The sequence below is a fragment of the Salipiger sp. IMCC34102 genome (genome assembly GCF_004145405.1).
In the GTDB taxonomy this organism is placed as follows: domain Bacteria; phylum Pseudomonadota; class Alphaproteobacteria; order Rhodobacterales; family Rhodobacteraceae; genus Loktanella.
In genome coordinates, this window is the sequence record NZ_SELQ01000011.1 from 31,104 (window position 1) to 53,007 (window position 21,904).

Annotated in this window: 20 protein-coding genes; 6 read left to right on the forward strand and 14 right to left on the reverse strand. The window is 66.6% G+C overall.

The annotated features are described in order from the left end of the window. Nucleotides 1-176: 176 nt before the first annotated feature. The 6 genes from EU805_RS16000 to EU805_RS16025 are packed head-to-tail and all read right to left on the reverse strand — an operon-like array spanning nt 177 to nt 6,022. Nucleotides 177-710, reverse strand: coding sequence for a chemotaxis protein CheW (locus EU805_RS16000; protein WP_129764990.1), 534 nt, complete (start codon nt 708-710; stop codon nt 177-179). Between the two features lie 2 nt (nt 711-712). After that, nucleotides 713-2,905, reverse strand: a complete 2,193-nt coding sequence (locus tag EU805_RS16005) for a methyl-accepting chemotaxis protein (RefSeq protein WP_129764991.1) — start codon at nt 2,903-2,905, stop codon at nt 713-715. 35 nt (nt 2,906-2,940) lie between these two features. Then, nucleotides 2,941-3,396, reverse strand: coding sequence for a chemotaxis protein CheW (locus tag EU805_RS16010; RefSeq protein WP_165351998.1), 456 nt, complete (start codon nt 3,394-3,396; stop codon nt 2,941-2,943). Between the two features lie 11 nt (nt 3,397-3,407). Continuing rightward, nucleotides 3,408-5,363 carry a chemotaxis protein CheA gene (locus EU805_RS16015; RefSeq protein ID WP_129764993.1) on the reverse strand — a complete coding sequence of 652 codons (1,956 nt, stop codon included), beginning with the start codon at nt 5,361-5,363 and terminating at the stop codon, nt 3,408-3,410. Continuing rightward, nucleotides 5,363-5,734 carry a response regulator gene (locus EU805_RS16020; RefSeq protein ID WP_129764994.1) on the reverse strand — a complete coding sequence of 124 codons (372 nt, stop codon included), beginning with the start codon at nt 5,732-5,734 and terminating at the stop codon, nt 5,363-5,365. The genes EU805_RS16015 and EU805_RS16020 overlap by 1 nt, the downstream gene beginning before the upstream one ends. A 3-nt stretch (nt 5,735-5,737) precedes the next feature. Beyond that, nucleotides 5,738-6,022: a hypothetical protein gene (locus EU805_RS16025; protein WP_129764995.1), complete on the reverse strand. Its 285-nt coding sequence runs from the start codon at nt 6,020-6,022 to the stop codon at nt 5,738-5,740. Nucleotides 6,023-6,191: 169 nt separating this feature from the next. Here EU805_RS16025 and EU805_RS16030 point away from each other — a divergent pair, with 169 nt between their 5' ends. Both EU805_RS16030 and EU805_RS16035 read left to right on the forward strand, forming a co-directional pair. After that, nucleotides 6,192-7,844 (forward strand): hypothetical protein, encoded by a 1,653-nt coding sequence (locus tag EU805_RS16030; protein ID WP_129764996.1) that lies wholly within the window; start codon nt 6,192-6,194, stop codon nt 7,842-7,844. A 203-nt stretch (nt 7,845-8,047) separates the two neighbouring features. Then, nucleotides 8,048-8,272, forward strand: coding sequence for a hypothetical protein (locus EU805_RS16035; RefSeq protein ID WP_129764997.1), 225 nt, complete (start codon nt 8,048-8,050; stop codon nt 8,270-8,272). A 36-nt stretch (nt 8,273-8,308) separates the two neighbouring features. Here EU805_RS16035 and EU805_RS16040 read toward each other — a convergent pair whose 3' ends face one another. The 6 genes from EU805_RS16040 to EU805_RS16065 all read right to left on the reverse strand — a co-directional run bounded on the left by EU805_RS16040 (nt 8,309) and on the right by EU805_RS16065 (nt 14,335). Continuing rightward, nucleotides 8,309-8,647 carry a hypothetical protein gene (locus EU805_RS16040; protein WP_129764998.1) on the reverse strand — a complete coding sequence of 113 codons (339 nt, stop codon included), beginning with the start codon at nt 8,645-8,647 and terminating at the stop codon, nt 8,309-8,311. Nucleotides 8,648-9,036: 389 nt separating this feature from the next. After that, complete coding sequence (mmsB, locus tag EU805_RS16045; RefSeq protein ID WP_129764999.1) at nt 9,037-9,906, reverse strand: 3-hydroxyisobutyrate dehydrogenase; 870 nt, start codon at nt 9,904-9,906, stop codon at nt 9,037-9,039. Next, the gene (locus EU805_RS16050) at nt 9,903-10,943 is read right to left on the reverse strand and encodes an enoyl-CoA hydratase/isomerase family protein (RefSeq protein ID WP_129765000.1); all 1,041 of its coding nucleotides are present in this window, start codon (nt 10,941-10,943) and stop codon (nt 9,903-9,905) included. The genes mmsB and EU805_RS16050 overlap by 4 nt, the downstream gene beginning before the upstream one ends. Next, nucleotides 10,940-12,073, reverse strand: a complete 1,134-nt coding sequence (locus EU805_RS16055; RefSeq protein ID WP_129765001.1) for an acyl-CoA dehydrogenase family protein — start codon at nt 12,071-12,073, stop codon at nt 10,940-10,942. Before EU805_RS16055 ends, EU805_RS16050 begins: the two co-directional genes overlap by 4 nt. Before the next feature lie 37 nt (nt 12,074-12,110). Beyond that, nucleotides 12,111-13,175, reverse strand: a complete 1,065-nt coding sequence (locus EU805_RS16060; protein ID WP_129765002.1) for a phosphotransferase — start codon at nt 13,173-13,175, stop codon at nt 12,111-12,113. Further along, the gene (locus EU805_RS16065) at nt 13,172-14,335 is read right to left on the reverse strand and encodes an acyl-CoA dehydrogenase family protein (RefSeq protein WP_129765003.1); all 1,164 of its coding nucleotides are present in this window, start codon (nt 14,333-14,335) and stop codon (nt 13,172-13,174) included. Before EU805_RS16065 ends, EU805_RS16060 begins: the two co-directional genes overlap by 4 nt. A gap of 149 nt (nt 14,336-14,484) precedes the next feature. Here EU805_RS16065 and EU805_RS16070 point away from each other — a divergent pair, with 149 nt between their 5' ends. Next, on the forward strand, nt 14,485-15,891 hold the full coding sequence (locus EU805_RS16070; protein ID WP_129765004.1) for an L-serine ammonia-lyase: 1,407 nt from the start codon (nt 14,485-14,487) through the stop codon (nt 15,889-15,891). Nucleotides 15,892-15,904: 13 nt separating this feature from the next. Here EU805_RS16070 and EU805_RS16075 read toward each other — a convergent pair whose 3' ends face one another. Further along, entirely contained in the window at nt 15,905-16,705 is an 801-nt protein-coding gene (locus EU805_RS16075) for an alpha/beta hydrolase (RefSeq protein WP_129765005.1), read from the reverse strand. 90 nt (nt 16,706-16,795) lie between these two features. On the opposite strand from EU805_RS16075, the gene EU805_RS16080 reads away from it, so the two are divergent. Next, complete coding sequence (locus EU805_RS16080) at nt 16,796-17,971, forward strand: acetyl-CoA C-acyltransferase (RefSeq protein WP_129765006.1); 1,176 nt, start codon at nt 16,796-16,798, stop codon at nt 17,969-17,971. 78 nt (nt 17,972-18,049) lie between these two features. Continuing rightward, nucleotides 18,050-18,541 carry a DUF421 domain-containing protein gene (locus tag EU805_RS16085; protein WP_129765007.1) on the forward strand — a complete coding sequence of 164 codons (492 nt, stop codon included), beginning with the start codon at nt 18,050-18,052 and terminating at the stop codon, nt 18,539-18,541. A 72-nt stretch (nt 18,542-18,613) separates the two neighbouring features. Here EU805_RS16085 and EU805_RS16090 read toward each other — a convergent pair whose 3' ends face one another. Continuing rightward, complete coding sequence (locus EU805_RS16090; protein WP_129765008.1) at nt 18,614-19,723, reverse strand: DUF563 domain-containing protein; 1,110 nt, start codon at nt 19,721-19,723, stop codon at nt 18,614-18,616. A gap of 121 nt (nt 19,724-19,844) precedes the next feature. Between EU805_RS16090 and EU805_RS16095 the strand changes: the two genes are divergently transcribed. Then, nucleotides 19,845-21,818 (forward strand): glycosyltransferase family 2 protein, encoded by a 1,974-nt coding sequence (locus tag EU805_RS16095; protein ID WP_129765009.1) that lies wholly within the window; start codon nt 19,845-19,847, stop codon nt 21,816-21,818. The last annotated feature ends 86 nt before the right edge of the window (nt 21,819-21,904 follow it).

Genomic DNA, 21,904 nt, shown 5'->3' on the forward strand with positions numbered 1-21,904 from the left:
GGTAAAGCCGTCCCGGGTGCCGGCTCGCCCCCCATCGGGAGCGAAGGAATGAAAGGATCGCCGGCCGCCGGATCACGGCCCCGGAGGCGCGGCCTTGACGGGCCCGATACCGTGTCCGGTCCGGCAAGATAGGCTGGGACCAAACTCTGGCTCGCCGGGCGACCATGCATTCTGCATCAGAACAAACCAAAACCGTCGGAGAGGTCGATCTCGGCCGCGGCCTCTCCCATCAGGGCGTCGACGTCGATCAAGACCACGAGATCCTTGTCGGTCCGACACAGGCCCTTGAGCGCGCGCGCATCCCAGCCCCCCAGGCCCCGGCGCGGCACCGGCTCGATCGTGTCCGCCGCGATCTGCTCGACCTTGTGGACCCGGTCGGCCTGGATCCCAATGGGATAGGGTTCTTCGGCCCGTCCGAGTTCCAGGACGACGATACGCCCCTCCGTCCCGGACATCTCTGCCACCATTCCGAGCCGCGCCCGAATATCGAGGATCGGCACGCTCGTGCCGCGTACATCGACCACCCCCAGCACATCGCCCGGCGCATTCGGCAGCGGCGTAATCGCCTGGGCATCCAGCACCTCGCGCACGTGCCGCACGTCGAGCCCGAGCCTCTGTCCGCCAAGTTCCAGGGTGAGATAGGTGGAGGACACCTCGTCCTCCGCCTCCTCCTCCACGGCCCCGGCCTCCGCGACGTTCGCATCCAGCATGTTCACCCCGCGTAGCGCTGGAAATCGGCGTCCGAGACCTCTTCGGAGCCAAGATCGAGATCGAAGGCTTCCTCGCGCGTCTCCGGCGCATTCCGATCGGACTTGCCACCGGGAACGACCGACATTCTCGGCCCGGCGGAGGTGACGCGCTCAGTGCGTGCGGGTGCCCTCACGTTCGAGGGCTCGACCTCGAAGTAGGAGATCACGCCGGTCAACTGCTGGGATTGCGCCGCGAGCTCTTCGCTCGTCGCGGCGGATTTCTCGGCGGCGTCGGCGTTTTGCTGGATGACCGCGTTCAGATCCCGGATCGCCTGGTTGATCTGCTCGGCGCCCACGTTCTGCTCGCGGGTCGAGGCGGAAATCTCGGAAACCAGGTCCGCGGTGCGCTGGATGTTGGGGACCAGCGCCTCCAGCATGCGGCCCGCTTCGCCGGAGACGTCGACCGTCTCGACCGAAAGCTGGCTGATCTCGGCCGCCGCTTGCTGGGACCGCTCGGCCAGCTTGCGCACCTCGGAGGCCACCACCGCGAACCCTTTGCCGTGGGATCCGGCGCGTGCCGCTTCCACGGCGGCGTTCAGGGCCAAAAGGTCGGTCTGGCGGGCGATCTCTTGGATGATGGTGATGCGCTCGGCGATGGTCTTCATGGCACGGACCGCGTTGCCCACGGCCTCGCCGGACCGGCGGGCGTCATCGGCGGACTGGCCGGCGATCTTCTCGGTCTGGGCGGCGTTGTCGGCGTTCTGGCTGATGTTCGCCGTCATTTCCTCGACGGAGGCCGAGGCCTCTTCCACCGCAGAGGCCTGCTGCGTGGACCCCGTGGACAGTTGCGTGGCGGTCGTGGACATGTTCGACGCACCCTGCGCCACGTGGCTTGCGCTGACGGATGCGTTGGAAATCACCTCGCGCAGTTTCAGCACCATGTCGCGCAACGCGATCCCCAGACGGTCTTCGTCGGAGCGTGGCGTCACATCCGCCTTGAGATCCCCCTTGGCGATCGCCTCCGCCGACCGGCTCATGCCCTTCAGGTCGACGACCATCTTTTCCATGCTGGTCAAAAGCGTTCCGATCTCGTCGCGGTTGTCGGCCTTCGCATCGACGTCAAGATTGCCCCTGGACACTTCGCGCACCACGGATACGGCGCGATCGAGCCCGCGGCTGATCGTCGTCGACAGCCAGAAAGCCGCGGCCACGGCGATGAGCGCGGCGGCAATGCCCAGCCCAAGAAGAAGGTTGCGCGAAGTCTGATAGGCCGCCTGAGCCTCGACCTGAGCTTCCGCAAGGTTCTGACGCGCCTCCGCCCCGATGGCCTCCGCACCTGCCGAGCTTTCGGCGAAGGCGGGTTCCACGCGATTCATCAGGATTTCGTCCGCGACGAAGCCGGAGTTTTCGAGGGACAGGGCAAGACTTTCGTTCAAGGGAACCTGCCAGGCCTGCCAGGCCTCCCCGACCGAGGCGACGGCGCTGCTATCGGCGCCGCTGGCGAACCGCGTGGCGGCCGCGAGGTTCTCGGTCAGCGCCAGCTCCTGAGCGGTGATCAGCTCTCGCACGGCGGCGAGCGCCTCTGCATCGGTGAGCCACAACATGTCGCGCTCGTAGCTCTGGATCGCCCGGACGTTGTCGATCATCGCGTCGATGGACGCTTCCAGACTGACCAGCCCCGGAACACGCACGGTCGCACTCGCGATCCGCGCCCGCACGTCGGCAATCAGGGCCTCGGCCTCTGTGTAGAGGGCGCGGAAAGCCGGTTCACTCTGGGTGGCATAGATCCGGTTTGCCTTGAGGCCGGTATGCGCCAAACCCGGACCACGCAGCTCCGCTTCGACACTGACGAATTCCTGCCATTCCCGGTCGAAGGCCGCGAGCATCGTCTGAAGCTCAGGGTCGGTCACGATCGAGGCCAGGTGATCGTAGGCTTCGCTGACTTCGGCGATCTGGTGGTCGACCTCCTCGGCGATGTCCTCCGCGATCGCGGTATCGGGTTGCACCAGGTAACTCTTGATCAGGCTCATGGCACGGGCCGCGCCCGCCTCCATGATGAGACTCTCGTCGAGCCGGTAGGCGGTTTCGTTCACGATCTCGTTGAGCTTGGCCTGAAGCTGCGAGGTCGATCGCAGCGCCATGACGCTCGAGACGCCCAGCAGCACGATGAGCACCGCGAAAACGGCGATCAGTTTGGCTTTTATTGTGATGCGCATGAGGGGAGGCCTTTCTTTCAAGTTCGAAGCGGCGTTTACGAAGGCGTCGGAGCGAAGGCCGCGTCGACGTCAAGAAGTATGATCAGGGCATCGTCCTGTCGGGCGACGCCGCGGATGAGGTGGGTGGGCCAGCGGACGCCGAGTTCGGGGACCGCTTCCAGGTCGGAGGCGGCGGCATCGGTGATCTCGTCCACGTCGTCGGCGAGCATGGCGACTTTCGTGGGCTCCCCGTCGATGACCAGGTCGAGCACGAGGACGCGGCTCGTTTCGCCCAGGTCGGCGGGTGCCATGCCCAACCTGCGACGCAGGTCGACAAAGGGGGCGATCGCGCCGCGCACGTTGACCAGACCCGGCGCGAAGGGATCCGCGTTCGGCGCCCGGGTGATCGGCAGGGGATCGATGATCTCGTTCACATGGGCCACGGGGATGGCGAACCGCTCCCCATCCAGAGAGAAGGTCAGCGCCGTCTGCAAAGCGGCTGTTTCGTCCATCGCGGCTTCCTTCATGCTGCGGCCTTCTGCGCACCCTGAGCGCGCCTGACGACCGCCGCGGCATCGAGGATCAGCGCCACCGATCCGTCACCGAGGATGGTCGATCCCGCCAACCCTTCGATCCCGCGGTGATAAAGGCTCAGCGGCTTGATGACGGTCTGGTACTGGCCAATCACCTCGTCCACGACGAGGCCGGTCCGACGACCCTCCACGCTGGTGATAACGACCCGCCTGACGGGGCTCTCGACACGGTCGAACCCGAACAAGGCGTCGAGGCTCAGGAACGGCACCAGTTGGTCGCGGATGCGCAAAAGCGAGCGGCCGCTCTTTCGGGTATTCTCGTCGGGGGGAAGCTCCACGCATTCCTCTACGTTGGACAACGGCAGGACGAAGGGATTGTCGCCGACCTTGACGAGAAGCCCGTCGATGATCGCCAGCGTGAGCGGCAGGCGTAGCGTCACCTCCGTCCCGCTGCCCTTCTGCGATTTCACCTCGACGCTGCCGCGCAGATCGTCCAGCACCCGGCGTACCGCATCCATGCCGACCCCGCGCCCCGAAACGCTGGACAGGGACTGCGCGGTGGAAAAGCCGGGCTCGAAGATCAGGCCGAACAACTGGTCCTCCGAGATGTCCTGGTCGGCCATGATCAATCCGCGCTCGATCCCGCGGGTGCGGATCGCCTCCGCGTCCAGCCCCCTGCCGTCATCGGTGACCGAAATCAGCACCTCGCCCCCAGATTGCCGGGCGCGCATGATGACCCGCGACTGTTCGGGTTTGCCGGCGGCGCGCCGGCCCTCTGGCGTTTCGATCCCGTGGTCGATGGAATTGCGTATGATATGGACCATCGGTTCGGTCAGGCTGTCGATGACGTTCTTGTCGACCTCGGTCTCGCCGCCCCGGGTCTCCAGCGTGACGGTCTTGCCAAGCTCGGTGGAAAGATCGCGTACCACCCGGCGGAACTTGCCGAAGACCAGCTCGATCGGCAGCATCCGGATCGACAACGTGGTGTCGCGCAAGCCGGTCACGAGGCGCTCGATCTCCTCGGCGGTGCTATCAAGTCCGGTATCCCCGAGGTCGTCCGCGATCCGGTTGAGCCGTGCCTGGGCGATCACCAGCTCGCCCAGTTGGTCCATCAATTCGTCCAGCCGATGCGACTGCACCCGGACCGAATCCGTCTTTTGCGCCACGCGGCTGTCCTGCGGGGCCGCCTGTGCAGGCGTGGCCGCGTCGGAAGCCTGGCTGTCGTGCAAATCCCCGGCGGATTCGGTCGGCGCCCCGTCAGCCGCCGCCCCCGGCTGCTCGATCCGAAGTGTCCAGTCCGAGGCGAAGATGAAGACATCGTCGATCGCCTCCCGCCCGGCGGCGGTCTTCAGGTCCACCTGCCAGGAGAGGTGACAGACCGTGGGGTCCAGATCCCGCAGGCCCGGCACATCCTCGGCCTGCGTGAGAACCGTCGCCTCGCCCAGTTCGGCCAGTTCCTCGATGATGAGGTCCGGGCGCATGCCGTTCTTGAGCGCGGCGGCATCGGGCTGGAAGGTGATTACGAAGCGCTCGGTCTCGGGCGCAGTTCCGGTCGGGGCCGCCGCCCCCGTCTCCAGCGCCTCGATCCGGGCCACCAGCTCTTCGGTCGCCGGGTCACTTGCAGGCGCGCCGTCCGTGTCGGGGCCCGCATCGAGCATGCGTTCCAGGTGATCCCGCGACGCCAAAGAGAGCTGAATCAGTTCCGGCGTCACCATCGCCTGGCCGTCGCGGATACGGTCGTAGGCATTCTCGAAGTGATGGGTAAAGGCCGACAAGGTGGCGAAGCCGAACATCGCACCCGAACCCTTGAGCGTATGCAAGGCGCGAAACACCGCGTCGATCCGCTTCGGGTTGGCCGGATCGGCCTCCAACTCGAGCAGGATCCCTTCCAGGTCCTCCAGGATGTCCCGTGATTCCTGAACGAAGGACTGTGCGGCGGGATTCATCAGGCGCCCCCGATCATCTTGTTGACGACCGCGACCAGCTTTTCCTCGTCGAAGGGTTTCACGAGCCAGCCGGTGGCACCGGCCTCCTTGGCCTCCATCATCTTCTCTTTCTGCGCTTCGGTGGTGAGCATCACGATGGGAAGACCGTCGAAGCGCCGATCCTCGCGGGCCTTCCGGATCATCTCGATCCCGTTCATGTTCGGCATGTTCAGGTCGCAGACCACCAGGCTGACCTCGTTGGCGGCGAGCGCCTCCAGCCCCTCCACCCCGTCACCGGCGCCGATCACGTCGTAGCCCTTCGGCCGCAGCGTGAAGCCGATCATGTCGCGGATACTTTTGGAATCGTCGACGCTGAGAACGGTCTTCGGCATGGCTCAGATCTCCTTGGGTCGGTCGAGTACCGCCAGTGCGGCGGAGGCGGCGGGGCCCATCGTCAGACGATCGGCCGGAAAACTGCGTGCGGCACTGGCGAGAAGCTGCAGCGAAAGCGGACTGACAGCGGCATCGTCGGGCTCAAGGTCCAACGACACCTCCAATTCAGACCTTTCGGCTTCGTCCAGAAGCGATACGAGGTCAGCGTGGGCCGTCGTCACGGTGCCGGCGTCGAGGTCGGCTGGCAGACGCAGCGCGCCTGTTGCGCGAGTGTTGGGAGGGGGCATCGTCACCTCTGGGGTTAATGGTCCCACACCTCATCGGTCGAACCCCCAAAGATCCGGTAAACGCGCGCCCGAAAACTTGCGACGGAAGGTCCGGCAACATCCCCACGCGCCTTAAGACGGAGGTAACCGGTGCCCGCTAACAAGCGTCCGGTCCAGTATCGGAGGTCCCATGACATCGCCTCACGCCGCGCTCGAAAAGGCGCTTGAACGCCTGTCCGATGATATTTCCGGCGCCTTTTCGATCGCGTTCTTCGAACTCGAGACAATCCGCAGCACCGCCGCGGAGTTCGGGACGGATATCGGAAACCTCCTGACCGCCACCGCCCCGCAGGACACGCCGGACCAGCAGGACGGCACCTTCGAGCTTTTCCTGCAGAACGCCGCATCGGCCGCCGACGCCGCCGGGGGAGCCGCGGATTCGCTGACCGACCGGGCCTTCCAGGGCGCGCTGATCCGGATCTCGGCTTCGCTTCTGGAGATGAAGAAGCACACCATCGCGCTGACCAGCATCTCCTCGCTGACCAAGATCACGCAAAGCGAAACCCGTGACATGGACAACCGGCTGACGGCATTCACCGAATCCCTCGACGACCGGTGTCGCGACCTGAGGGAGGCGACGGGACGCTCTGCGAACCTGGTGGTCGAGACGCAGCAGCAAAGCGGCCTTGCGCGAGACAGGCTGACGGCCATCGGGCTCGAATTCCGCGCCCTGTCCGACAATGCCGGTGACGAGGCAACCCGCCTTGCCGACCTCGAACGCGTGCATCACGCCTACATGGCCGAAATCCGGGAAGACGCGAACCGTCTCGACGCCGAGGTCAGACGCGCCGTCGGCGATTTGATCGGCTGCCTGCAGTTCCCCGACAGCTTCGCCCAGCGGACGGAACACATGCGCACCGCCATTGCCGCTCTGAATACCGCGTCGGCGGAGGATCGCGCGCTCCTAGCCAAGGTCATCGCCGCCCAGCTCCAGGCGATGGCCGGGGCGCTCAAGCAGATCTCCGGCACCGCAAGCCGCGCGCTCGGGACCTTGCGGGAGGCTTTCGAACTCAGCCCGATCATCCACAACCGCAGCGATGCGGCGGACCCCTCGGACGCCTGGATGACCGCCACCGCCCAGGCCAACGACGTCATGCTCGAGTCCGTCGCCCGTGCGCGTGAGCAATTCGGCGCCGCCTTGGAACTTCTGGCGGGCCTCACCCGCCAGATCGATGCCACGCAGGAGAACCTGGAAACCTCTGTGGAATTGAACCGCGAGTTGGAGATTTCGGTTCACAACGCCTCATTGGTGGCGCACCGATCCGGTTCACAGACCTCGCCTTTGCGGTTCCTGGCGGGATCGGTCAAGGACGTGGTGGACCGGACCTCGAACCTGATCACGCCGATTTCAGAGGCGCTCGGTCATATCCGCTCCACCTCGGAGGCGCTTGCCGCCTCGAGCCTCGACCGCGACCTTCAGACCCTGCTCGGCTTGCAGGAATCCGCGGCGAAAGAAGCCGAGGCGCAAGGCCAGCGGCTCGACCGGGTCCGCGGCATGCGACGTGCCCTTCTGGACCACGCCGACCGGCTGGATGGAGCGGCGACAGCGGGCGGCAACGCTTTCGACGTAGCGGCGGAGCACGTCGGGGCCATTGCCGAGCTGGCCCGGGACGTGGGCGACATTGCCCTGGGTTCGGACAGCCCGGAAGGCGACCTTCATTGGCTTTACGCGCTCTACACGATGGAAGAGGAACGGGTCGTTCACCGAAAAGCTCTGGGATTGCCCGAGATCGCGGAAACGGCGGAAGACACCACCGAAGAGCTCGACGATTTCCTGCTGTAGGTTCGCTCGACCGTCTTCGATCAGTACGATTGCTGCATGGCGCCGTCGTAGTCGCGCATGCCCGGCCAACACGAAGCGCTGACCGTTGGCCTCTGGACCCGCGCTCTGCCTGGGCGCGGCGATGACCCGACCTCCCCTTGAACCGAGGTGATCCACCGCGCATAACGTCAGGGTCAGACTCTAAGAAGGAGGCACGGCGACAAATGGTCAAATCGTCCATTCGGCGCATTCAGGTTGTTAGCTTTTTTCTGTCTCATATTCCCCTTGCAGCACTCGCCACCGTCCTTCTTCAGGATGGCAGCGATGGCGACTGGGGGCTGATCGGGCTTTGTTTCGTGGCCACCGCGATCGCAGCCGCGCTGCTCTTGTTCTACCTCGACCGCGCGATCAAGACCGTCGTGGCGCGCGCCGATCCCACCGTGCCATAAACGTCCGAAAGGGCGCGCCGGCCATGCTTGGCGGCCTCAACGCAAGGCGAGGACCCAGACCAGCGCCGCGATCAGCACGACTTTCACCGCAACGATCGCGATCACCGCCCCCCTACTTTCGAAGTCGGGCAGGAAATCTCGCCAGGATCGTTTCGTTCGGGAGAAGATCTGTGCCTCTACCCCGCGCAGGACACTCGCGGGCGGTGTCACCGGATCGGTATCGAAGAGATTGGCGAAAGAGCCTTGCCAATGGTCGACTTCGGCCCGGAACGCCCCGTCCCGCGCGGCCAGTTCCTGAGCCTGCCGAAGATCCTCGCCCTCCAACAGATCGAGAGCGTATTCTCCGGCCAGCATGATTCTCTCATCGCGACCCATGGAGCCCTCCGATGGTCCGGTGTGGCGTGTTCCCAGTCTAGACGGGGAACGGCCCCAAGCAAAACCCCGATCCAGAAGGCTTTTCCATCATGTTTCGCGCCGCGATCCGATCCGCGCATGGGGTGCCCGCGGCAATCGGCTCCGCTTCACCAAAACGGGAAGGCTCGTAACGCGCTCACAATGTTCAGGTTTTGATCTCTCGCCGCCGGGTCTCACGGTGCATGCAGCGCACGGTTCGCAAGACGAGACCCCGGGGGGCCATGAGCAAGAAAAAGCCCGTCAATTCCGCGTTCCAAACAGGCCGACCCGCCAGATCCACGGGTTTTCCCGCTCGATCGATGGACGTCGATCGCGCTTTCAAGATGTTTCACGCCCGATTGGGCCCAAGTCTATCCCCGCTCACGCCTTTCGAAACGCGGCAGCATGGCCGAGAAATCGCGACCCGCGCCGTCCTCCTCCTCCACGAAGATGCGATAGAGTTCTGCCGCCGCGCGCCCCAGCGGCGTGTCCGCATCGGCGGCTTCGGCAGCCTGTTGCGACAGGCGAAGGTCTTTCAACATCAGGTCCGCCGCGAAGCCCGGGGCATAGCCGTTGTCGGCAGGTGATGCCGGGCCGACACCGGGGGCCGGGCAATAGGTGTTCATCGACCACGACGACCCCGACGAGGTCGAGACGGCATCGAACATCGCCTGCCGGTCCAGCCCCAGCTTGTCGGCCAATGCGAAGGCCTCGCAGGTGCCGATCATCGTGATCCCGAGGATCATGTTGTTGCAGATCTTTGCCGCCTGTCCGTTGCCGGACGGACCGCAATGCACCGTTTTCTGCCCCATCACCTCAAAAAGCGGTGTCGCCGTTTCGAAGGCTGCCGGATCACCGCCCACCATGAAGGTCAGGGTCCCCGCCTCGGCCCCGCCGATCCCGCCGGACACCGGCGCGTCGAGCGCCCCCAGCCCGGCGGCCTGCGCCTGGTCCGCAACGGCGCGGGCGCTTGCCACGTCGACGGTCGAACAATCGAGAAGCACGGCCCCTTCGGGCAGTGCGGGGATGACCTCGTCGGCCACGCTGCGCAGGATATCCCCGTTTGGCAGCATGGTGATCGCGATCTCGGCGGAATCGCAGGCCGCGGCAGCGCTTTTCGCCAGCGTCAGGCCCTGCGGGCGCGCCGCCACGTCGTAGCAAAGGACGTCATGACCGGCGGCGACGAGGTTCCGGGCCATGGGCGCGCCCATGTTGCCCAAACCGATGAAGGCGATCTTCATGGACGGTCTCCCAGGACAAGTGCGTCATCGCCCAACGGGTCCAGCATCGCATCGACGTCCGCTTGCGTCACATCGGCGACACCCAGATGGGTCCATTTCGGTCGGCGATCCCGGTCGATGATCGCGGCCCGTATCCCTTCGAGAAAATCGCCCTGCTGCTGCGCGCGAAAGGTGTAGCGGAACTCGTGCCGCAGGGCCCGCTCGACCGATCCGTCGCGCGCGTCGCGGATCAGGCGCAACGCGCAGGCCATGGCGAGCGGGGCATTGCGCGACATCCCTTCGGTCGCGGCCCGGGCGACGGCACCTTCGGCCGCGCCACAGGCGATGACGATGTCCTCCAGCCTGTCGTGCGCGAAGAGCATGTCGAGCTCCGGCGCGTCCCGCTTCAAGGGGCTGACGGGCGGATCCTGCGCAGCCTGGCCGAGTGTGCGCACGTCGCCTTCGGCTTCGAGCGTCGCGATCAACCCGGCCCAGTCCTGCCGCGGGACGAAGTGATCTGCAAAGCCCGCGTGGATCGCATCGCCCGCGCTCATCCGGGCCGAGGTCAGGCCGAGGTATTCCCCCACCCGACCCGGTGCGCGGCCAAGCAGGTAGCTGCCGCCCACGTCCGGCACCAACCCGATGGAGCATTCGGGCATCGCGATCTGGCTGTCCTCGCAGACAATACGGTGGCTGGCGTGGCAGCCCACGCCCACGCCTCCACCCATGGTGAACCCTTGCAGGAAACTGACGGCCGGCTTGCCGTAGCCCGCGATCAACGCGTTCATCCGGTATTCCTGCCGCCAGAAGTCCTGCCCGAAGCCGTAGCGCCCCGCCGTGCCGTTCTCGTAGAGCTTTGCGATATCGCCGCCCGCGCAGAACGCCTTGTCGCCGGCCGCGTCGAAGACGACCAACGCCACGGCGTCGTCCGCAGACCAATCGCGCAGAGCGCGCTCGATAGCGAGGCTCATGTCTTCGGTCAGGGCATTGAGCGCCTCGGGTCGATTCAGCGTGATCCGGCCCGCCCGCCCGGTGATGCGGATATCGATGTCGCTCATGCTTCTGCCAGCAAGTTGCGCGCCACGATGAGGCGCATGATTTCGTTCGTCCCTTCGAGGATCTGGTGCACCCGCAGGTCGCGGACGATCTTCTCGACCCCGTAGTCGGCGAGGTAGCCGTAGCCACCGTGCAACTGCAGGCACTGGTCGGCCACGCGGCTGGCGGCCTCGGTCACGTGCTTCTTTGCCATGGCACAGAACTTGGAGGCATCCGGCGCGCCGGTGTCCAGCTTCCACGCTGCCTGCCGCAGGAAGATGCGGGCGGCCTGCAACTCGATCTCCATGTCCGAGAGGCGGAATTGCAGCGCCTGGAAGTCGCTCAGCGCCTGCCCGAAGGCGGTCCGCTCGCGCATGTAGGCAAGCGTCGCGTCCATCGCGGCCTGTGCCCCACCCAGCGCACTGGCGGCGATGTTCAGCCGCCCCCCATCGAGCCCGGCCATCGCGTAGGAAAACCCGCGTCCCTCCTCGCCCAGAAGCGCGCCGGGGCAGCCGTCGAACTGGACCTGCCGGGTGGGTTGCGACCGCCAACCCATCTTGTCCTCTAGCCCGCCGAAGGACAGCCCGTCCGCCCCGTCCTCGACCAGGTAGGCGCTGATTCCCCTGGGCCCCGCGTCGCCAGAGCGGGCCATCACGACATAAAGATCGGAATATCCTCCACCCGAAATGAAGGCCTTGCTCCCCGTCAACGCCCAGCCGTTGCCGCCCTGCACGGCCTTGGTTTTCAGTGCCGCCGCATCCGACCCGCTGCCGGGTTCGGTCAGGCAGTAGCTGGCGAATTTCTCCATCCCGATGAGGCCGGGTAGAATCCGATCCTTGGTTGCGTCGTCACCGAACTTGTCGATCATCGCCGCGACCATGTTGTGAATCGACAGGAAAGACGCGACCGACGGGCAGGCCATCGAGAGCGCCTCGAACACCAGCGTCGCGTCGAGCCGCGTGAGGCCAGTTCCCCCCGCCCGTTCGCTGACGTAGAGCCCGCCGAAGCCCAGCTCGGCCACGTCTTGCCAAAGCGCCTTGGGGATCGTGCCCGCCGCCTCCCACTCCCGCGCGTGGGGCGCGATGCGGTCCTGGCCGAAGGCGTGGGCCATGTCGAAGATCGCGACCTGCTCGTCGCTCAGCGCAAAATCCATCGGTGTCCTCCCGATATCAGCCTACCCCTCGGACGCGTCACGGCAACCCCTGGCAGCGGTTCAGGGCGTCGCGGGCGATTCCGGTCAGAAGCGGATAGCTGCCCAGACGATCCCTTGCGCTGGCCGAGGCCGCGGAGCCCCGTGCCACCCGCCCCTTGATCCCGTGGAAGATCGCGGCGAGACGAAAGAAGTTGAACGCCTGATAGAAGTCCCAATGCGCCAGCGGATCGCGCCCGGTGCGGTCGGCGTAGGCCTCGATATACGCCCGCTCGGTCGGGATGTTCAGCGCCGCCAGATCGGCGCCCTTCAGCCCCGCCACGATGTCGGGCGGCATCCGGTACATCATCGCGTGATAGGCGAAATCGGCAAGCGGGTGGCCCAGCGTCGACAGCTCCCAGTCCAGCACGGCGACGATGCGCGGCTCGGTGGGGTGGAACACGAGGTTATCGCAGCGGAAATCGCCATGGACCAGCGTGGTCTCGTCGCCGGGCGGGATCAATTCCGGCAGGCGGGCGATCAGCGCGTCCATGTCGTCGTCGCGGCCCGCGTCGGTATCGGCGAGGTAGCTTTTCGTCCAGCGCCCGATCTGACGCTCGAAGTAATTGCCGGGGCGGCCGTAGTCGCCAAGCCCCGCGGCTTGGTAATCGACGCTGTGCAGTGCTGCGATCACGCGGTTCATCTCGTCGAAATAGGCGGGCCGTTCGGCGGCGGAGACATCGGGGAAGCGCGCGTCCCAGACGATGCGACCCTCTACGGGCGCCATGATGTAGAACTCGGAGCCGATGATCTCCGAGTCCTCGCATAGCGCATGGATCTTCGCCACCGGCACGTCCGTATTGGCCAGCGCGCGCTGAACCCGTGCCTCGCGGTCGACGGCATGGGCGCCCTTGGCCAACTTGCCAGAGGGCTTGCGGCGCAGGACATAGTCGCCGCCCGCTGTTTGAAGCAGGAACGTCGGGTTTGACTGCCCACCCCGGAACTGGCGCACGGTGAGCGGGCCGGTGAAGCCCGCGACGTGGTCCTCCAGCCAGCCCGCCAGCGCCGCCTCGTCGAAGGCGAAACCTTCGCGGACCGGCGTCGTGCCCTTGTTCTCGCCGGTCATTGCGCCCGCTCCCAGGCGCGCTTGATACCCTTGGCAAGTGACCAGCGGTGCACCTCCGACGGGCCGTCGTAGATGCGAAAGGCGCGGATTTCGCGAAAGACCTGCTCCACGATCGTGGCCTCCGACACGCCGGTGCCGCCCATGACCTGCACGCACCGGTCGGCCACGCGCATCAACGCCTCGGACACGGCGACCTTGGTCATGGAGCTTTCGCGCCCCGCCCGTTCCCCCCGGTCGAGCGCGTCGGCCGTCCAGTCGATCATCAGCCGCGCCTGTTGCAGGTCGATGAGGTTGTCGGCCAGCATGAAGCCCACGCCCTCGTGGTCGATGAGCCGCTTGCCGAAGGCCTCGCGCCGGTTGGCGTAATCGCTGGCGATCTCGTGACAGCGGATGCAGGCGCCCAGCCAGCGCATGCAGTGCGTCAGCCGCGCGGGGGCAAGGCGGACTTGCGCGTATTTGAACCCTTCGCCCGGGTCACCCAGCATCTGATCGGCGGGAATGCGCAAGTCCTCGATCTCGACGGTGCAATGACCGCCGGGCAGGGAACTGTCGATGGTGCGCGGCTGATCCATGATGCGGATCGCGGGGTCCGGCAGGTCGACGAGGAACATGCACGCACCCTCCTCGGCTTTCGCCATGACGATGCCGATCTGCGCCTGAGAGGCCCCGGTGATCCAGCATTTGCGCCCGTTCACCACCCAGTGGTTGCCGTCCGGCCGACAGCTCGTCTGCATCATTGACGGGTCGGATCCCGCGCCGCCGTCCTCCCAGGGCTCCGACATGAAGAAAGCCGAGCGCGCTTCGCCTTTCACCAGCGGGGTCAGGAACCTCTCTTTCAGCGCGTCGGAGCCGACCTTTCCCAACAGGAAGATGTTGCCCTCGTCGGGGGCCGCGGTGTTACAGGCCAGCGGCCCAAGCGGTGACAGGCCCGATGCGATCAGCACCTCCGCCGTTTCGCAGTGGGTTAGATGGCTTCCGTCGGCGCGCAGGTGTGGGGTCATCACCCCGGCCTCGCGGGCCAGCGCGCGCAGATCGGCGATGACCTCCGGCGTCGGGCAGTTATGGGCGTCGCGGCGGGGGTCGCGCTCGAAGGGGGCGACCCGTTCGCGCACGAATGTCTCGACGCGCGTGGCGATGCTCCGAGCAGTTTCTTCCGTCATCTGGGCCTCCCTTACAGGCCCCACCCTAGCAGTCCCGGGACATCGCACCAGCCCCGGTCGATGCCGGTTCTGGACAGCAGAACGGCGATATGAGGACATGACCCGCCCTGCGCGCGTGCGACAAGCGGGGCAGCGCGAAAGGACCCCTCATGTTTTTGTCGATCACGGATGTCTTCAAGATCGGCGTCGGTCCGTCGTCCTCGCACACCATGGGCCCGATGACCGCCGCGGCGCATTTCCTGGCCGACCTGCGCAGAGGCGTCGAACGGATCCCCGGCGCGGGCGACCTGGGCGGCGTGTCGGCCACCCTGCACGGCAGCCTCGCCTTCACCGGGCGCGGGCATGCGACCGACCGCGCCGTCCGACTGGGCCTGCTGGACATGGTGCCCGCCACCTTCGACGCCGATCGGGCCGAGACGCTGGACACCGCCCTCGCGCGCGAAAAGGTGCTGCACCTTGACGGTCTGCCACCCCTGGCCTTCAACCCCGAAACCGACGTGATCTTCGACTACGGCCCCGCGCTGGACCTGCATCCCAACGGGCTGACCCTGCGGGCCTTCGACACGGCCGGACGGCCTTACTATACCCAGGTCTACTACAGCGTCGGCGGCGGCTTCGTGCAGACCGAGGCCGAATTGCGCGCCGAACGCGACAGCGACAAGAGCGCCGTCGCGACCGCCGAGTACGAGACCCCCTACCCGTTCCGCACCGCGCGGGAGATGCTGGCGATGGGCGAAGCCTCCGGCAAGACCGTGGCCCAGATGAAGCGTGCGAACGAACAGGCCGTCCATGGGGGCGACGTAAACGCCCGGATCGACGCGATCTGGTCGGCGATGGACAGTTGCATCGAACGGGGCCTCAACACCGACGGTATCCTGCCGGGTGGTCTCGGCGTGCGGCGCCGAGCGCGGGCGATCCACGACAAGCTCATGGCAGAACGCGGCACCAACCGCGCGCAGCCTCATGTGGCGAACGACTGGATGAGTGTCTATGCCATGGCCGTAAACGAGGAGAACGCCGCCGGCGGCAAGGTCGTCACCTCCCCCACCAACGGGGCGGCGGGCGTGGTGCCCGCCGTCGGGCGCTACTACCGCGACCATTGCATCGGCGCGACGAAGGAGGGGCTGCGCGATCTTCTGCTGACCGCCGCCGCGATCGGGGGGCTGATCAAGCACAACGCCAGCATCTCGGGGGCCGAGGTCGGATGCCAGGGCGAAGTCGGCTCCGCCGCCGCCATGGCCGCCGCCGGGCTTTGCGCGGCGCTTGGCGGCACCAACGAGCAGATCGAGAACGCCGCCGAGATCGCGCTCGAACATCACCTCGGCATGACCTGCGACCCCGCGGCTGGCCTGGTTCAGGTGCCTTGCATCGAAAGGAACGCGCTGGGGGCGATCAAGGCCGTCTCCGCCGCCAGCCTGTCGCTGCGCGGAGACGGCGCGCATTTCATGCCGCTCGACAATTGCGTTCAGGTCATGCTCGAGACCGGGCGCGAGATGGACGAGAAATACAAGGAAACCTCGCGCGGGGGCATCGCCGTCAACCTGCCCGAGTGCTGAACCTCCCGCGCACTCAGTCCCCCAGAACCGCCGAGAGAAGCGCGCTGTCCGGGTCGCACAGCCCGTCGATCACGTCGAAGTGGTGGCGGTTCGGCTCGACTTCCAGCCGGATACGCGCGCCCAGCGCGCCCCACATCGCCGCTAGCTGCCGGGCCTGCAGCACGAAGGCGGGACGTTCGTCCGCGCCGACCCAGGCGGTGACGGGAATGTCGCGGGCGGGACGCTGAAGGACGGGGCTTTCGGCTGTGGCCTCCGCCTCGGTCAGGCCCAGCGTGTCGTTCATGTCGGTCCACAGCAGCGGCCGCAGATCGTGCAGCCCGCTGATCGAGGTCACCCCCGCGATCCGGTCCAGCACACGCGCGGGCACCAGCGAGTCGGCGCAGACCATCCGCAGCGCAAGGTGTCCGCCGGCGGAATGGCCGACAAGGCGCACGGGGCCCGCGACCTCGTCCGCGGCGCGTCGGACGGCGCGGGCGATCTGCGCGTTGATCTCGTGGATACGGTTTTCAGGGGCCAGCGTATATCCCGGCTGCGCGACCGCCCAGCCGCGGGCCAGCGCGCCGCGCGACAGGTGCGACCACATCGACGGGTCGGTGTCGCGCCAGTAGCCGCCGTGAATGAAGATCATCAGCCCCTTTGGCGTGCCTTCAGGACAGAACAGGTCGAGCGTCTCGCGCGGGGCGGCACCATAGGCGATCTTGCTCCACGACACCTCGTCCCGGAACGCCTGCGCGGCCTTGGGCCAGCGGGCGCTATAGGATTCGGCGTCGGGGATGTGCGCCGCGTTGGCGTAGGCGTCGTTCCAGTCGGTCATGGCAGGACGTTTGCCCGATCCGGCGGGGATTGCAAAGTCCGGTCAACCGTCCGAACCTGCCTTTGCGACGGAGGACTTGAGGAGGACACCATGCCGGACATCTACATCCTGGGCGCCGCCCGCACCCCCATGGGCGCCTTCATGGGGGAGCTCTCCTCCATCCCCGCCCCGCGACTGGGTGCGACGGCGATCGCGGCCGCCGTCGACCGGGCCGGAGTGGCGCCCGATGCGGTGGACGAGGTCTTCATGGGCAACGTGCTTCCCGCGGGACTGGGGCAGGCCCCCGCCCGCCAGGCGGCGATCCATGCGGGCCTGCCGCAGCGGACGCCCTGCACGACCGTCTCGAAGGTTTGCGGGTCGGGCATGCGTGCCGCGATGTTCGGCTGCGATGCGATAGCACTTGGCCATGCCTCTGTCGTCGTGGCCGGTGGGATGGAGAGCATGTCCAACGCCCCCTACCTCTTGCCCAAGGCGCGCGGCGGCTACCGGATCGGCCACGGTCAGACGATGGATCACATGATGCTCGACGGGTTGGAGGATGCCTACGATATCGCCCCCGACGGCACCCGCCGGGCCATGGGCACCTTCGGCGAGGATTGTGCCGCGCATTACGATTTCACCCGCGCGGCGCAGGACGACTTCGCAATCGCCAGCGTCGAACGCGCCCGCTCCGCCGATTTCGGATGGGAGATCGCCCCTGTCACCGTGACCGGCCGCAAGGGAGAGACGGTGATCGACAGAGACGAAGGTCCCCGCCGCATCGATCCCGCCAAGATCCCTGGCCTGCGCGCGGCCTTCGCCAAGGACGGCACAATCACCGCGGCCTCCGCCTCGTCGATCAACGACGGCGCGGCGGCCTTGGTGCTGGGCGGGGCAGAGATCGCGAAGGACCACGCTTTGCTGGCCCGGATCGTCGGGCATGCCGCCTTCGCCGCGGCGCCCGGCTGGTTCACCACCGCACCGATCCACGCGATGGACCGCCTGTTCAAGCGCATCGGCTGGAGCTACGAGGACGTCGACCTCTTCGAGATCAACGAGGCCTTCGCCGTCGTTCCCATGGCCGCGATGAAGGAACGCGGCATTCCGCACGACCGCGTGAACGTCCACGGCGGCGCCTGCGCCCTGGGGCATCCCATCGGTGCATCCGGTGCGCGGATCGTGGTGACGCTGCTCGGGGCGATGCGCGCGCGCGGCGCGCGGCGTGGCGTCGCCGCGATCTGCATCGGCGGTGGCGAAGGCACGGCATTGGCGCTCGAACTGCCTTGACGGGTAAACCATCCGCCGGAGTCCGGATCGGCCCCGCACGCGGCACGGCTCACCGTCCGCCAACCTGAAAGGACCCTCATGGAAATCATCTACATCCTGCTGCGTGCCATAGTCGCCGTGGCAACCGTCGTCGCGCTGACCCGGCTCAACGGGTTGCGCAGCTTCTCCAAGATGTCGGGTTTCGACTTCGCGATCACCGTCGCCGTCGGATCGGTGCTGGCCAGCACCGTGATCGCCGCCACGCCGCGGGACTTCTGGACCAACGTCGGCGTTCTCGTGGCCTTCTTCCTCGTCCAGGGCGTGCTCGCCCGTATCCGTACCGCAAGCCGGACCGTCAGGGACGTGATCGGGAACGATCCCCTTCTGCTGATGCGCGACGGCAGGTTCCTGAAGGACAACATGACGAAGGGCCAGATCTCGCGGGGGGATCTGATTGCAAAGCTGCGCGAGGCGAACGCGCTGCGCCTCGACGAAGTGCACGCGGTCGTGCTGGAGGCCACCGGCGACATCAGCGTCCTGCACGGTGGGACGGAGTTCGACGAGACGATCCTCGAAGGCGTGCGAACCTGATGCGCAGGGCGAAGACCGGGGTCGAGGGGCGTGGCGCCTCGACCCCCCAAGGATCTGGAACGCCGCCCCGCGTCAGCTCTTGCGGAACGGTTTGAAGCCCACCTTCTGGCTGGTGGCCAGGTCTTCCAGAAGGCCCTTGCGGCTGTCGTCGTCGAAAGGTGCCCAGCGCTCCTCGCCCGAGATGAACCCGCCGGCCTTTAGCCGATCGTAGAGCACGCCGAAGTCGACCTCGCCGAAGCTCACGCGGCTGGGGCGGTTGTCGGTTTCGGGGATCCAGTCCTGAACCAGTGCGCTGACCGTGGTCACCTCGACGTTCTTGAAAGCCTTGAACTGGCGCGCGAAGATCTCGTCCAGGTCGCCCTTGCGGCGCGCGATGCAGGCGATCTTCTGCTGCTGGTTGCCGACCAGCGCCGTCATGTGCAAGGGCGAGCCATCGACCGAGATCACGTAGCGGGCGGCCTTGTAGGTCGCCATCTGTTTCTCGAAGCTGTCCTTCTGGGGGTGGTAGATCGTGTAGCCTTCGGCCTCCAGCAGGGCTTCCAGGCGTGCCTCGCCCAGAAGGCTGCCGCGCGCGGGCGGCAGGGCCGAGCGCGAGATGTAGATCTTCTCGGGCCCGTCCGGCTCCACGCCATGGCCTGCGTGCTTGTTGATGAAGTCGCGGAACTCCGGCGCGCCTTCGATCATCTGGAACATGCCGAAGCCCTGCTGGGGCACGTAGAGCTTCTCCACCCGCGTGGGATCCTCGAGGTTCAGGATCTTCACATCGACGCCTAGGCCTTCCAGCATCGGCTGGAACACCGACAGGGTGTGCTGCGGCCGGTTCTGGAACTTCGGCACGAAGACGATGCCGTCGATCTTGCCCTTCAGCGTCTCGACCGCCCAGAGCCGGGCGATGGATTCTACCAGGAAATGCCCGAAATGCCCGAAGAGCGGCCCCGCGAACATCCAGGTGCCGGGCAGCGACTGGATGTCTGCGTCTTCCGGCATCGGCGGCTCGGTGTTGACCTGCGTGGTGTTGCGCCAGGTGATCGAGCGTTCCTCGAAAGCGCCGTCGGCGGTCAGCACGCCGGATTTCTGCACCGACCGGTTCTGGTCACCCTTCGGCGGCGGGACGACCATCGCATTCTCGAGGTACGTGATTTCTTCCGCGATCGACGGGCCGAGGACCGGTTGTGACGGCATGATGCCTCCTGCAGGGGTGGGACCGCGACGGGCCGATGCCTTGCAATAGCCTTGGCCTCTTCACAAAGCAATCTTGCACGGGGGATAGGGGAAACCTATCACCGATGCACAGGAGGTGACCGTGACCGACCGCTACGCCTTGATCGCGGCCACGCGCAACGAGGGGCCGTTCCTGCTGGAATGGATCGCCTACCATCGCGTCATCGGCTTCACCGACCTGATCGTCTTCGCCGACGAGAGTGCCGATGGAAGCCAGGCCCTGCTGCGTGCGCTGTCGCAAGGCGGGGCGATCCAGCTTGAACAGAACGATGGCAGCGGCGGCCCGCGGGCCCGCGCCTACGAACGCGCGATGCGCATGCCGCAGGTCCAGTCCGCGACCTACGCGATGGCGCTCGACGTAGACGAGTTCGTGAACATCCACGCAGGCGACGGCCTCCTGGCCGACCTCGTCGAGGCCACCAAGTCGCCCGACGCGATCAGCCTGTGCTGGCGACTTTTCGGCCAGTCGGACATGGTCGACTTCGAGGATGCGCCGATCCTCGATCGCCTGACCTGGGCGGCCCCGCTTACCGCGCCGGTCAGCGATCGTCAGTTCGGCATCAAGACCCTGTTCAAGCCGACGTTCGCCACCGGCACCGGACCGCACCGCCCCACCCCCGTGGCCACGCGCACCGAGCGCAACACCCGTTGGGTCAACGGCTCGGGCCGGTCGGTCTCCGGCACGCTGCTGGACGGCGGCTGGAAACTTCCCGCGGCGCAAGCTGGCTACGCGCTGGCGCAGGTGAACCATTACCCGATCCGATCGGGCGCGATCTTCGCGCTGCACAACCTGCACGGCCCGGCCCTTGGGCCCGATCCGATACCCCACACAATGTCGGACTACTTCGCGCTGAACCTGAACCACCAGCGCGACACCACGATCCAACGCCACGCCGAGGCGCTGGCGGCCGAGATCGCACGCCTGCGCGACCTGCCGGGCGTGGCCGAGGCGCACGACGACAGCGTGACCCTGACACGGCGGCTGCTGCGCGATGTGCTTCCCGCCGCCACGCCCGGCGGGCAAGGTCCCATCGCGCAGGTCATGGACGCGGCCACGGCGCAAGAAGTGATGAAGACCCAGCAGGCGGACGCGGACACGCAGACCGGGACCGCGTCGCCCACTGCGCCCACGCCGCCCGCCGAGGGCCAAATCACCGTCGACCGGACCGAGCTTGCCCCCGCCTGGCTTGCCGATCTGCGCCGGACCGAGTTCCGCCGCGGCTGGTATGCCTCGGAGGAAAAATTCGCCGCGCAATTCACCTTGCGCAGCCGCGACACGCTGATCGTCTCCTTCGACAACCTCTCCACCACCCGCGACCCGTCGCTCGCCCGCGAAACCTGGGGCTATCCGTTCTACGCCAAGCAGGCCTATTCGCATATGGGCGTCATGGCCTTCGACCGGAACTGGTACCGCGACGAAGCCTTGTTCGACTTCATGGAAAGCAAGCGCGGGCTTTTCGACCGGTTCGAGACCGTCGTCATGACCGGCACCTCGATGGGGGCCTATGCCGCGACCGCCTTCGCCGACCTCGCCCCCGGCTGTACGGTGCTGGCCTATTCCCCGCAGGCGACGCTCGACACCCGCCGGGTCCCCTGGGAGGAGCGCTTCGGCTCCGGCCGCAAGCAGGACTGGTCGGGCCGCTACGCTTTTGCCCCCGATCACTGCCGCAAGGCCCGGGCCGTCTACCTGATCTACGATCCCTACTTCGAACCCGATCGCAGACACGCGGAATTCTACCAGGGCGACAACATCCTACATTTGAAGTCCTGGTACGCCAGCCACAAGTCCGCGCTTTTCCTGCGCCGGGCCGAGGTTCTAAAGGACATCACCCTGGAGGCCATCGCCGGAACGCTGACGGCGGAGCGCTACTACGAACTCTACCGCGCGCGGCGCAACCTGCCCTGGTATCTCAACGGATTGGCCGACCACGTGATCGCGCGCGACCACCCGCGCCTGGCCGAAGGCCTTGCCCGTCACCTGGCAAAGGCGCAATGGCCCAGCGTCGCCCAGGGGATCCGCAAACGGCTCGACAAGGATCAGGCACAGGCGTGGTGATGCAAGCCGCGCGGAATAACCGGATTTCCGCCTCGATTTCGCGGCAAATCCGGCCTACCCATCATTCACGCCCAAACCGGAGACGG

Excerpts from the sequence above, each read along its gene's own strand:
- EU805_RS16000 (WP_129764990.1), bottom strand. The coding sequence starts at position 710 with ATGCTGGATGCGAACGTCGCGGAGGCCGGGGCCGTGGAGGAGGAGGCG.
- EU805_RS16005 (WP_129764991.1), bottom strand. The coding sequence starts at position 2,905 with ATGCGCATCACAATAAAAGCCAAACTGATCGCCGTTTTCGCGGTGCTC.
- EU805_RS16010 (WP_165351998.1), bottom strand. The coding sequence starts at position 3,396 with ATGGACGAAACAGCCGCTTTGCAGACGGCGCTGACCTTCTCTCTGGAT.
- EU805_RS16015 (WP_129764993.1), bottom strand. The coding sequence starts at position 5,363 with ATGAATCCCGCCGCACAGTCCTTCGTTCAGGAATCACGGGACATCCTG.
- EU805_RS16020 (WP_129764994.1), bottom strand. The coding sequence starts at position 5,734 with ATGCCGAAGACCGTTCTCAGCGTCGACGATTCCAAAAGTATCCGCGAC.
- EU805_RS16025 (WP_129764995.1), bottom strand. The coding sequence starts at position 6,022 with ATGCCCCCTCCCAACACTCGCGCAACAGGCGCGCTGCGTCTGCCAGCC.
- EU805_RS16030 (WP_129764996.1), top strand. The coding sequence starts at position 6,192 with ATGACATCGCCTCACGCCGCGCTCGAAAAGGCGCTTGAACGCCTGTCC.
- EU805_RS16035 (WP_129764997.1), top strand. The coding sequence starts at position 8,048 with ATGGTCAAATCGTCCATTCGGCGCATTCAGGTTGTTAGCTTTTTTCTG.
- EU805_RS16040 (WP_129764998.1), bottom strand. The coding sequence starts at position 8,647 with ATGGGTCGCGATGAGAGAATCATGCTGGCCGGAGAATACGCTCTCGAT.
- mmsB (WP_129764999.1), bottom strand. The coding sequence starts at position 9,906 with ATGAAGATCGCCTTCATCGGTTTGGGCAACATGGGCGCGCCCATGGCC.
- EU805_RS16050 (WP_129765000.1), bottom strand. The coding sequence starts at position 10,943 with ATGAGCGACATCGATATCCGCATCACCGGGCGGGCGGGCCGGATCACG.
- EU805_RS16055 (WP_129765001.1), bottom strand. The coding sequence starts at position 12,073 with ATGGATTTTGCGCTGAGCGACGAGCAGGTCGCGATCTTCGACATGGCC.
- EU805_RS16060 (WP_129765002.1), bottom strand. The coding sequence starts at position 13,175 with ATGACCGGCGAGAACAAGGGCACGACGCCGGTCCGCGAAGGTTTCGCC.
- EU805_RS16065 (WP_129765003.1), bottom strand. The coding sequence starts at position 14,335 with ATGACGGAAGAAACTGCTCGGAGCATCGCCACGCGCGTCGAGACATTC.
- EU805_RS16070 (WP_129765004.1), top strand. The coding sequence starts at position 14,485 with ATGTTTTTGTCGATCACGGATGTCTTCAAGATCGGCGTCGGTCCGTCG.
- EU805_RS16075 (WP_129765005.1), bottom strand. The coding sequence starts at position 16,705 with ATGACCGACTGGAACGACGCCTACGCCAACGCGGCGCACATCCCCGAC.
- EU805_RS16080 (WP_129765006.1), top strand. The coding sequence starts at position 16,796 with ATGCCGGACATCTACATCCTGGGCGCCGCCCGCACCCCCATGGGCGCC.
- EU805_RS16085 (WP_129765007.1), top strand. The coding sequence starts at position 18,050 with ATGGAAATCATCTACATCCTGCTGCGTGCCATAGTCGCCGTGGCAACC.
- EU805_RS16090 (WP_129765008.1), bottom strand. The coding sequence starts at position 19,723 with ATGCCGTCACAACCGGTCCTCGGCCCGTCGATCGCGGAAGAAATCACG.